10 protein-coding genes and 2 tRNA genes are annotated in these 11196 nt (G+C 33.9%); 6 read left to right on the plus strand and 6 right to left on the minus strand.

Annotated features, from left to right (window positions below; translation table 11 throughout):
• The coding region (locus H593_RS19430) for a transposase (protein WP_037052584.1) at positions 1 to 304 on the plus strand (304 nt) is incomplete at its 5' end.
• A 207-nt stretch (positions 305 to 511) separates the two neighbouring features.
• Here the strand turns inward: H593_RS19430 and H593_RS0114960 are convergent.
• From H593_RS0114960 to mutS, 3 genes are all read right to left on the minus strand, one after another.
• A tRNA-Leu gene (locus H593_RS0114960) sits at positions 512 to 595 on the minus strand.
• Between the two features lie 46 nt (positions 596 to 641).
• Positions 642 to 713 (minus strand) — tRNA-Gly (locus H593_RS0114965).
• 102 nt (positions 714 to 815) lie between these two features.
• On the minus strand, positions 816 to 3464 hold the full coding sequence (gene mutS / locus H593_RS0114970) for a DNA mismatch repair protein MutS (protein WP_028873176.1): 2649 nt from the start codon (positions 3462 to 3464) through the stop codon (positions 816 to 818).
• A gap of 339 nt (positions 3465 to 3803) precedes the next feature.
• Here mutS and H593_RS0114975 point away from each other — a divergent pair, with 339 nt between their 5' ends.
• On the plus strand, positions 3804 to 4334 hold the full coding sequence (locus H593_RS0114975) for an RNA methyltransferase (protein WP_028873177.1): 531 nt from the start codon (positions 3804 to 3806) through the stop codon (positions 4332 to 4334).
• A gap of 71 nt (positions 4335 to 4405) precedes the next feature.
• On the opposite strand, the gene H593_RS0114980 is transcribed toward H593_RS0114975, so the two are convergent.
• Both H593_RS0114980 and folK read right to left on the minus strand, forming a co-directional pair.
• Positions 4406 to 4648: a hypothetical protein gene (locus tag H593_RS0114980; RefSeq protein WP_028873178.1), complete on the minus strand. Its 243-nt coding sequence runs from the start codon at positions 4646 to 4648 to the stop codon at positions 4406 to 4408.
• Between the two features lie 5 nt (positions 4649 to 4653).
• Entirely contained in the window at positions 4654 to 5781 is a 1128-nt protein-coding gene (gene folK, locus H593_RS0114985) for a 2-amino-4-hydroxy-6-hydroxymethyldihydropteridine diphosphokinase (RefSeq protein ID WP_028873179.1), read from the minus strand.
• A gap of 71 nt (positions 5782 to 5852) precedes the next feature.
• On the opposite strand from folK, the gene H593_RS0114990 reads away from it, so the two are divergent.
• From H593_RS0114990 to rpsU, 4 genes are all read left to right on the plus strand, one after another.
• Positions 5853 to 6557: a queuosine precursor transporter gene (locus tag H593_RS0114990; RefSeq protein ID WP_028873180.1), complete on the plus strand. Its 705-nt coding sequence runs from the start codon at positions 5853 to 5855 to the stop codon at positions 6555 to 6557.
• A gap of 224 nt (positions 6558 to 6781) precedes the next feature.
• Entirely contained in the window at positions 6782 to 9421 is a 2640-nt protein-coding gene (locus H593_RS0114995; protein ID WP_028873181.1) for an AsmA-like C-terminal region-containing protein, read from the plus strand.
• A 141-nt stretch (positions 9422 to 9562) separates the two neighbouring features.
• Positions 9563 to 10426 carry a sigma-70 family RNA polymerase sigma factor gene (locus H593_RS0115000; RefSeq protein ID WP_028873182.1) on the plus strand — a complete coding sequence of 288 codons (864 nt, stop codon included), beginning with the start codon at positions 9563 to 9565 and terminating at the stop codon, positions 10424 to 10426.
• A gap of 28 nt (positions 10427 to 10454) precedes the next feature.
• A complete protein-coding gene (gene rpsU, locus H593_RS0115005) occupies positions 10455 to 10649 on the plus strand; it encodes a 30S ribosomal protein S21 (protein WP_028873183.1) in 195 nt (64 codons plus the stop codon).
• A 222-nt stretch (positions 10650 to 10871) separates the two neighbouring features.
• Here the strand turns inward: rpsU and H593_RS0115010 are convergent.
• On the minus strand, positions 10872 to 11196 hold a 325-nt coding region (locus tag H593_RS0115010), incomplete at its 5' end, for a transposase (protein ID WP_028873184.1).

Below are 11196 nucleotides of genomic sequence, written 5' to 3' on the forward strand. Positions count from 1 at the left end.
ATTAGCTTATGATCGGGTTCAAGGGCTTAGAAATATATTTAATACTACGACATCAATACAGGTAGGCTATACTAAACTAGCACATTGGTATAAGGATGTAGAACAGTCTGGATTTAAAACCTTTAATACAGTAGCCAATACAATTACAGTAAACTATCGTTCTATATTAAACTATTTTATTAATAGAAGTACTAATGCTTCTGCGGAATCTTTCAATGCTAAAATAAAAGCATTTAGAGCTCAATTCAGAGGTGTCAAAAATGTAGAATTCTTTCTTTTTAGATTAACTACAATTTTTGCTTAACACACAACTTTTGTTCTTGATCCGGAATTGGATAACCTTGTGGTTTTAAGATATTTCTTTGAATATTATAACCCAAAAACAAATAGACCAAAACGAGAATTGACTGCGTCGAGTCCCATATCAACATGTTGAGAAAAGTCGATTCATAAAAATGAATCGCTTTTTAAAACCAAAAAAGTCGAAACTTTCGTTTCGACTTTTCCTCTGTACTGAAGACGGGACTTGAACCCGTACGTCCCAGGGGACATTGGATTTTAAGTCCAACGTGTCTACCAATTCCACCACTTCAGCATTTTAGTCCGCTGACTAAAACTTAATATATATTTTCTCGGTTTAGAGCGAAAGACGGGATTTGAACCCGCGACCCCCACCTTGGCAAGGTGATGCTCTACCCCTGAGCTACTTTCGCATTATAGCAATTTTATGTATGAACGTTTGTAGTAATTGCGAGGGCAAATTTAAGACTTTTCTTATTAAAGCAAAGCCTTTTAATAAAAAAAATAAACTTTTTTTATGCACGCTTCTTTTTCAGCAACATACGTTTGATTTCATTAAGTTTCATAAGCGCTTCAACCGGTGTTAATGTATCAATATCTATATTTACAATCTCTTCTTTTATCTGTTCTAACAGAGGATCGTCAAGATTAAAGAAACTTAACTGCATCTCATCATTTAAGGTTTTTACCTTATCCGTCAATTCTTCAGTAGAATGCGATTTTTCTAACTGAACTAATATTTTATTAGCGCGATGAATCACTTGCTGAGGCATTCCTGCCATTTTAGCAACATGGATTCCAAAGGAGTGGTTACTGCCACCTGGTACTAATTTCCGAAGGAATAATACATTATTTTTTAATTCCTTCACTGAAACATTGAAGTTTTTGATACGATCAAACGTCTCAGACATTTCATTAAGCTCATGATAATGCGTTGCAAACAATGTTTTTGCCTTACTTGGATGCTCATGTAAATACTCACTAATAGCCCAAGCTATAGAAATCCCATCGTAAGTACTTGTACCGCGACCAATTTCATCAAGCAATACTAAACTACGATCTGAAATATTATTCAAAATAGAAGCGGTTTCGTTCATCTCTACCATAAAGGTTGATTCTCCCATGGAGATATTATCACTGGCACCTACTCTGGTAAAAATCTTATCGGTTAATCCTATAGTAGCCAGTTCTGCAGGAACAAAACTTCCCATTTGCGCCAATAAGACGATTAAAGCCGTTTGACGTAAAATAGCAGACTTACCAGACATGTTTGGCCCGGTAATCATAATGATTTGCTGTTTTACTCTATCCAAATAGACATCGTTAGCAATATAAGGCTCGCCATGTGGCAGTTGTTTTTCTATGACTGGATGTCTTCCGTTTTTGATATCGAGCTCATACCCTTCGGTTAAGATTGGTCTGGTATAATTATTTTCAATAGCGAGTTGTGCAAAACCCGTGAGACAATCTAATTGCGCTATTAATGTTGAGTTTTTTTGAACTGGCTGAATAAAATTAATAATCCAGCTCACCAACTCAGCGAATAACTGTTGCTCAATTAATGAAATACGCTCCTCTGCTCCAAGAATTTTTGTTTCGTATTCTTTAAGTTCTTCTGTTATATAACGCTCTGCACTTACGAGTGTTTGCTTTCTAATCCACTCTTCGGGCACTTTATCTTTATGGGTGTGGCGCACTTCTATATAATAACCATACACATTATTGGAGGCTATTTTAAGAGACGTGATCCCTGTGCGTTCGCATTCACGCTCTAGCATTTTATCTAGGTAACTTTTTCCGGAAGCCGATAAACCTCGGAGTTCTTTTAATTCCGAAGAAAAATCAGATGAGATCGTGTTCCCTTTTAAGATATTTACTGGAGCCTCTTCATTTAAAGTGGCTTTAATTCGGGTGCGCAATTCCTCACACGAATCCATTTGCTCGCCTAACTGTTGTAAGGCTTTATTTTTGGTCGTGAGTGCGAATGCTTTTATTGGCACAATCGCTTCCAAAGCATTCTTTAATTGAATAACCTCTCGAGGTGAAATCTTTACCGTAGCTACTTTAGAAATCAATCGCTCAATATCTCCTATTTGTTTTAATTGCTGCTGAAATTCCCCCAACATCACAGGATCACTCTTCACATACTCAACCACGTCATAACGTTGATTAATTTGTGACATACTAACGAGTGGCAATGCTAACCATCGTTTGAGTAACCGTCCACCCATTGGTGAAATCGTTTTGTCAATCACATCAACAAGCGTCACTGCGTTTTGATTATAAGATTGATATAACTCTAAATTTTTAATCGTAAAACGATCCATCCAAACATGCTCACCTTTTGTTAGGCGCTGAATAGAGGTGATATGTTGTAATTTGTGGTGTTGAGTTTCTCCTAAATAATGTAAGATTGCTCCAGAGGCAACGATACCTTCGTACAAATCTTCAATCCCAAAACCTTTTAAAGACTTTGTATTAAATTGCTTCAACAACGTTTCATTAGCATAATCATCTTGAAACACCCAATCTTCCAAATAAAAGGCATGAAAATCACTACCAAAGGCTTCATTATACTTTTTACGGTTTGGTTTTGACACCAGTACTTCACTTGGTCTAAAGTTTTGAAGTAGCTTATCTACGTATTCGCTATTGCCTTGCGATATAAAATACTCTCCTGTTGAGACATCTAAAAAAGACACGCCAACACTATTAAAAACCGTACCATTGGATTGCGATGCAGAACTCGTCGAAGGAAAATAAACTGCCGCTAAGAAATTATTTGTTTTAGAATGTAGAATATCATCATTAAGCGCTACACCTGGAGTCACTAACTCGGTAACTCCTCGTTTTACGATGTTTTTAGTGAGTTTTGGATCTTCTAGTTGATCGCAAATGGCAACACGCTCACCAGCTTTTACCAATTTTGGCAAATAGGTGTTTAAAGAGTGATGTGGAAAACCAGCCAATTCAATTTCACTCTCACTTCCTGCGCTTCGTTTGGTTAAAATAATATCTAAAATCTTGGATGCTTTTATGGCATCTTCACCAAAGGTTTCATAGAAATCACCCACTCTAAATAACAACAAGGCATCAGGATATTTTACCTTGATGGCATTGTACTGCTTCATTAAAGGGGTTACTTTTTTTACTTTTTTAGCCAATTCGATTCTCTTTTTTATGTTGTATTTTTACTTCGGAAATTTTCAAAACCGTAAGAATGCTAAAGTACTTATATTTTGATGTTTTCTGAAATGTGAAACCTAGAAGTTATCTACAAAAAAGGGATGATTTCAACAATTTATATCGAAAGACCTAGCAGGTCTAATTGGAAACTAATAAAATAATATACCGAAATATTTGCCACGAATACACGAATGATTCTCGCATGTGAGTATGAAAAAATTCGTGTATTCGTGGCAAGAAAGAAATAAAAGTGAGGAGATTGCCACGTCCTTTGTCACTTCGACAAGCTCAGCATAACACCTCGCAATGACAAAAAGATGAGAAAACTAAAAAACAGCGAACTCGATAGATTAAATGTGGACGAATTTAAACAAGCCACTAAAACACCTATTATTATTATTCTGGATAATATTAGAAGCTTAAACAATATAGGATCCGTGTTTAGAACGAGTGATGCCTTTTTGGTTGAAAAAATTTACCTCTGCGGAATAACCGCAACACCTCCGCATAACGACATTAGAAAAACAGCTTTAGGAAGTACCGAAACTGTAGATTGGGAATATGTCGAACATACGATTGATGTCATTAATACACTAACATCTGAAAACGTAAAAATCATATCTATCGAACAGGCAGAACGTGCAACGATGCTCAACGAATTTCAACCAGAATGGCAACAAAAATATGCTTTGGTTTTTGGCAATGAAGTAAAAGGTGTGGCTCAAGATGTTGTTGATGCAAGTGATGTGGTGATTGAAATCCCACAGTTTGGGACTAAGCATTCGCTTAATATTTCTGTGAGTTGTGGTGTTGTGGTTTGGGATTTGTTTAGTAAGATGGAAAATTAATTTTTTATTTTCTTCAAAGCACTCAAATAAGGGTTTTTTATTCTAGATAATTTTAGACCTGTAGCATGTAATTAATTCTCTGTAGGAGAATATTCATTTAAACAGCTTTCCATATTTATCAATTCACTATTTAAAAAATTAGTCTTGTTGCCCTCTATTTTCCATTTAGAAGTGCGTAATGGCTGATAATGCTCATTTTTCCAATTTTTAGGATAGCTACTCCAATTAGGACCGGAAGTAATTGACTCTACACGAAACTTCATCACATAGATAATTGCATCTTTTTCTTCCTTATTGAAATTAATATTTTTCATTTAATCTATTGGCAAATTCTATTAAGTACCCACAAATAATCCTTACGATTATTCACAAAATCCCGATCAGAAATATCAATGATTTTCACATTGAGTTCGCTTTGATTTTTTAAGAAGTCTAGATACCCAGAGTTGATTTTATCCAAGTACGCGTCGTCTATGTTTTGCTCGTAATCGCGTCCGCGTTTTTTAATATTCTCTTGGAGTCGCTGTGTGTTTTGATATAAATAGACATACAAATCTGGTTTTGCAATATCTTTATACATCAAATAGAAAAGTTTACGGTAGAGTTTAAACTCATCTTCTGGCAAGGTAATTTTTGAGAAAATCAACGATTTATAAATATCATAATCGCTCACCATAAAATCCTTAAATAAGTCTAACTGTGATAAATCATCACTAATTTGTTGGTAACGATCTGCAAGAAATGACATTTCTAAAGTAAAAGCGTAGCGCTGCGGCTCTGCGTAGAATTTTGGCAAAAAGGCATTATCTGCAAAACGCTCGAGAATGAGTTTTGCATTAAAATCTGATGCTATTTTATTTACCAGACTTGTTTTTCCTGCACCAATATTTCCTTCAATAGCGATATAATTATACATTGAAAAATCAAATTGCTTTGTTGGATTCTTCAACCATATATTAATGGCTTTTACATCACTTTCATCTTCGCAGGATTCTAAAAGTTCTGCAACGGTTTTTTCGAGTTGCGGATGTTTCAGTTTTGAAGCAATATCATACAATGGTTTAAGGACAAACTTACGTTTTGGGAGCTGAAGATGTGGTATGTTTAAATTTTTAGAAGCAATAATATCGCAATCAAATAATAAGATATCCAAATCTATGGTACGAGACTCGTAACCTTCGATTTGTTTAAGCTCTCGACCTAATCGTTTTTCTATATTTTGAAGTTTAACTAAGACATCTTCCGCAGAAAACTTAGATTCTATATATATACAGGTATTTAAAAAATCATCCCCTTCAAACCCAAAAGCAGGTGTATTATATACCTTAGCGATGGTGTTTATCTTGCCAATTTCCATAAAAATAGAATCTACAGCGTCTTGCAGATATTTTAATCTGTCGCCTTTATTGCTCCCAAGAGCGATGTAAACATGGTGGATAGAATTCATATTGAATCATCAAATTAATGAAAACAAAATGGTATTAACGTATATTTGCATCACCTTTTTATTCACAATTTATGACCATAAAAGATAAACTTGCTGCTCAAAAAATATATTTGTTTCTTGCTGCACTGTTTATCACGTCTTTGGTGGTTTCCAATTTAATTTTTCAAAAGTTTTTTTATTGGTATCCAATTGATATAGAAATTTTTGGTTCTAAGCTTTTTGAAATTTCAGTAGGGATTTTGCCCTATCCAATTACGTTTCTTATTACAGATTTAATTAGTGAAATTTATGGCAAAAAACGAGCCAATCAAGTTGTCATTGCCGGAATCTTCGCTTCGGTATTTTCGCTGCTGATTATCTGGGTAGCAGACAGTGTGCCTGCAATCCCAAATTCGCCAATCCAAGACTCACTGTTTACCAACGTTTTTGGAAACTCAGTCCTTGCAGTTTTCGCGAGTATGAGCGCCTATTTATTTGCTCAATTTATTGATATCCAAGTGTATCATTTCTGGAAAAAACAGACAAAGGGAAAACATCTATGGATTAGAAATAATTTCTCAACTTGGTTTTCTCAATTTATAGATACACTTTCTATAATTTTCTTATTGTGTTCTTTTGAAATCATCCCTTGGGAAAGTTTTAAAGGTTTATTAATTAGCGGTTTTATATTTAAAGTACTCGTCGCTTTTCTAGATACGCCCTTTTTATACCTCGGCGTATACTTGTTTAGAAAACGGTTTAATTTGAAAATCAATGAAGAAATGAATTTAATTTAATACACTAATAATCATCTCAAATGGGCTAAAGTTTTATTAAACTTTTGCATTAATTCGTCTTAAACTCTATTCTGCACGTATATAAAATACGATACTTAAAATTTTCTGCGGAAACGGAACCGAAAACACAACATAGATGACACAAGTACGCTAAAAACTTATCATTAAAGACAATGACTAATAAGAACAGTATATGACCATCGAAAAATAATAGATATAAATACATGAAAAAAGCATTCAAAATAATTGGCATTACATTTTTAATAATCCTGGTTTTACTAGTCGCAATTCCTTTCGCATTTCAAGGTCAAATCAAGGATATGATTAAGAGTTTCATGAACGAAAATCTCAACGCTAAAGTGGAGTTTAGTGATGTTAGTTTGAGTTTTATTAGCAGTTTCCCACAAGCTCATGTATCGGTAGAAGATTTGGTGATTACCAATTATAAGCCATTTGAGGGTCAAGCATTTGTTACTGCAAAAAATATTGCTTTTGATATGTCTATAAAAGAGTTATTTAAAAATGCTAATGAAGATCCAATTATCGTTAACTCTATTTCTATTAATGAGGCGCTATTAACTTTAAAAACTGACGCCTTAGGAAATAACAATTATGACATTACTAAAGAAAATGAAAACGTTCAGGCGAGCACAGATTCCTCTAGCGGATTTGCTTTTGACATCAAAGATTACAGTATTAGCAAAAGCGCATTGACGTATATCGACGAGAAATCAAATACCCAAATGTATATTACCGAGCTTAATCATTATGGTAACGGGACGTTTTCTGGAGAAGAATTACAACTCGACACCCAAACCACAGCAAACGTAAGCATGAGCATTGACAGCACTCAGTATCTCAATCAAAATAAAATAAAATTGGATGCACTTATCGGGATGAATCTCAAGGAGCAGAAGTATACGTTTATGGAAAACAAAGCGTATATCAACCAATTACCGCTTGTTTTTAATGGTTATGTGCAAATGATTGAAGGTGGTCAGGATATTGATATCACGTTTGAAAACCCGGAATCCTCATTTAAATATTTCCTAGCTGTAATCCCAGAAACCTATTCTAAAAGTATCGAAAATGTAGAGACGACTGGTGACTTTAAGGTTAGTGGTGTTGTGAAAGGGAGAATTTCCGAAGAAACAATTCCCACGATAGATATTAATATTTCTTCAAATAATGCGTCATTTAAATATCCTGACTTGCCAAAACGTGTGAGCAACATCACCATTAATACGGCTATTAAAAATACAACAGGAAATATTGATGATACTTTTATAGACATTAAAACACTCCATTTTAAAATTGATGATGATGTTTTTAAATCGAACGCTATAATTAGAAATCTCACCAAAAACATGTTAGTCAATGCTAATATTGATGGCACTTTAAACTTAGCAAATATCACAAAAGCCTATCCTATTGATTTTGATAAGGAATTAAGCGGAATTCTAAAAGCAAAACTCAATACGTCGTTTGATATGAATGCAATAGAGACTAATGCTTATGAACGCATAAAGAATAGTGGAAGCATTCATCTTAGTGATTTTATTTTTTCTTCGGAAGACATTGTTAATCCAATACAAATTAATAAAGCAGACATGACGTTTAATCCTGGCAACGTATCTCTAAATAGTTTTGATGCAAAAACAGGAACGAGTGATTTTAAAGCTACTGGAACCATAAAGAACCTCCTTGGGTTTCTATTGAGTGATAAAAAACTACAAGGAAACTTTAATTTAAACTCTAATAATTTCGTGGTTAGTGATTTTATGATTGAAGATAAAACAGCGTCTAAAGACTCTAATAAAACAAATGCTGCCTCTCAATCTTTAAAAATTCCAGACTTTTTAGATTGCACAATTAATGCAAAGGCAAATACCGTTGTTTATGATAATCTAATGCTAAAAGATGTTAATGGAACATTACTAATTAAAGACCAAGAAGCCAACTTGCAAAATCTTACCTCCACTCTATTTAATGGTGTATTAGCATTGACAGGAAAAGTATCTACAAAAACAGATACTCCCGTTTTTGACCTTAATATCGGTGCAGATGGTTTTGATACTGCACAATCATTTCAAAGCTTAGATTTACTACAAAACTTAGCACCCATTGCTAAAGTACTACAAGGAAAACTCAATACTGTTATTAATCTTCAAGGAACCTTGGGTAGTGATTTCACACCTAATCTCAATACGGTTTCTGGTGATGCCTTTGCCGAATTGCTAACTACAAGTATTAATCAGAATGAAGCCTCTATCTTAAATAAGCTGGATGGGGCTCTAGGCTTTATGGATTTTAGCCAATTGGATCTAAAAAATTTAACAGCCAAATTAGACTTCTCTAATGGACAGGTGAATGTCAAACCATTTGATCTTAAATATAAAGATATCAATATTGTTGTTTCAGGAGGACATGGTTTTGATAAGACCATGAATTACAATGCCGTTTTTCAAGTACCTGCTAAATATTTAGGTAGTGAGATAAATAGACTAATTGGCAAGCTCAATGATCCTGAGATTAGTAAAATAACGATTCCTGTAACTGCAAATATTACTGGAAGCTATACGAGTCCTAAAGTACAGACAGATTTAACAAGTGGAGTATCGAACCTAACAAAGCAACTCATTGAAATTGAAAAGCAAAAATTATTAGATAAGGGTAAAGATAAGGCTAACGATTTATTAGGAGGATTTCTAGGTAGTTCAAAAAAAGGAAACACTAAGGACTCCACTACCGTAAAAAGAGACTCCCTAAAAACCAACACGACAAACACAGTAACGGAAGGAGTAAAAAACATATTAGGAGGATTACTAAAAAGAAAGAAGCAAGACACCATCAAAAAACAGTGATTTTAGGGGTCAAATGTTAAAGAATACTTAAAAAATCGCTGTTTGCAATAAATTTCGGTAAAGAAGCAAGCTTTTATTTGCTTTTGTCAGAATAAAAGTTACATTAGACTCTTGCAAACTTTTTAAAACAAGATAGAATATATGAGGCAATTAAAAATCACCAAGCAAGTTACCAATCGTGAATCGAAATCCCTAGATAAGTATTTACAAGACATTAGTAAGCTACCAATGATTACAGCTGAAGAAGAGGTTGAATTGGCTCAGCGTATTCGAGAGGGAGATCAAGTAGCCCTTGATAAACTTACGACAGCTAACTTACGTTTCGTGGTATCTGTTGCAAAACAATATCAAAATCAAGGACTTACACTTCCAGATTTAATTAATGAAGGAAATGCAGGACTTGTTAAAGCAGCAAAGCGTTTTGATGAAACTAGAGGTTTTAAATTTATCTCTTATGCAGTTTGGTGGATTAGGCAAGCAATTTTACAAGCTTTAGCAGAACAATCTCGAATAGTTAGATTACCTTTGAACAAAATTGGTTCTATAAACAAAATCAACAAAGCATTTTCGTTTTTAGAGCAAACGCATCAAAGACCTCCTAGTGCTCAAGAAATTGCGCAAGAATTGGATATGACGGTTTCAGAAGTGAAGCAGTCTTTAAAGAATTCTGGGAGACATTTATCAATGGATGCACCTTTAAAAGAAGGTGAAACATCAAGTTTATATGATGTTGTCAAATCTGGTGAATCACCAAATCCTGACTTTCAATTGATGAAAGAGTCTTTAAATGTTGAAATCAACAGAGCATTAGACACCTTATCACAAAAAGAAAGTGATGTGATACGTTTAAACTTTGGATTAAGTGATGAACCACCAATGACACTAGATGAAATTGGAGCCACTTTTGATTTAACAAGAGAGCGTGTAAGACAAATTAGAGAAAAAGGAATCAAGCGTTTACGCCAAGATTCTAAAAGTAAAATATTAAAAACGTATTTAGGATAGTCTTAAATAAATAACTACAAGTATTACAATGATTAAAATTTTAGTAAAAGAAGGAGAAAGCATTGAACGTGCTTTAAAACGTTACAAAAGAAAACACCGTAACGTAAAGACGATGCAAAACATTCGTGAGAACCAATTTTTCACAAAGCCATCGGTAAAAAGAAGACGTGAAATTCAAAAAGCTGGATATATCCAGAATATGAGAGATCAAGAAGACATCTAGTAGTCTTTTGCTTTATAACATAAATTAAAAGGTGCATCTAAAATAGATGCGCCTTTTGTTGTTTTCTATTCTTTCATGTGGCTTTCAAAGATAACTTATTGCTAAAGTTCATTTTGACATGAAAATACAATTAGAATTTAAATTAGTACACGTTGAAAACTAGCGACAGCGAGAGTTAAAAAGGGATCAAGAACAAAAGGGATCAAGAACAAAAGTTGTGTGTTAAGCAAAAATTGTAGTTAATCTAAAAAGAAAGAATTCTACATTTTTGACACCTCTGAATTGAGCTCTAAATGCTTTTATTTTAGCATTGAAAGATTCCGCAGAAGCATTAGTACTTCTATTAATAAAATAGTTTAATATAGAACGATAGTTTACTGTAATTGTATTGGCTACTGTATTAAAGGTTTTAAATCCAGACTGTTCTACATCCTTATACCAATGTGCTAGTTTAGTATAGCCTACCTGTATTGATGTCGTAGTATTAAATATATTTCTAAGCCCTTGAACCAGATCATAAGCTAATTTTATGTCTGGATATTCTTTA

This window comes from Psychroserpens burtonensis DSM 12212, assembly GCF_000425305.1.
Classification (GTDB): domain Bacteria; phylum Bacteroidota; class Bacteroidia; order Flavobacteriales; family Flavobacteriaceae; genus Psychroserpens; species Psychroserpens burtonensis.

Bases quoted from the DNA above. Each gene is read 5' to 3' on its own strand.
- folK (WP_028873179.1), bottom strand. From the start codon at position 5,781: ATGAATTCTATCCACCATGTTTACATCGCTCTTGGGAGCAATAAAGGC.
- H593_RS0114980 (WP_028873178.1), bottom strand. From the start codon at position 4,648: ATGAAAAATATTAATTTCAATAAGGAAGAAAAAGATGCAATTATCTAT.
- rpsU (WP_028873183.1), top strand. From the start codon at position 10,455: ATGATTAAAATTTTAGTAAAAGAAGGAGAAAGCATTGAACGTGCTTTA.
- H593_RS0114995 (WP_028873181.1), top strand. From the start codon at position 6,782: ATGAAAAAAGCATTCAAAATAATTGGCATTACATTTTTAATAATCCTG.
- H593_RS0115000 (WP_028873182.1), top strand. From the start codon at position 9,563: ATGAGGCAATTAAAAATCACCAAGCAAGTTACCAATCGTGAATCGAAA.
- H593_RS0114990 (WP_028873180.1), top strand. From the start codon at position 5,853: ATGACCATAAAAGATAAACTTGCTGCTCAAAAAATATATTTGTTTCTT.
- H593_RS0114975 (WP_028873177.1), top strand. From the start codon at position 3,804: ATGAGAAAACTAAAAAACAGCGAACTCGATAGATTAAATGTGGACGAA.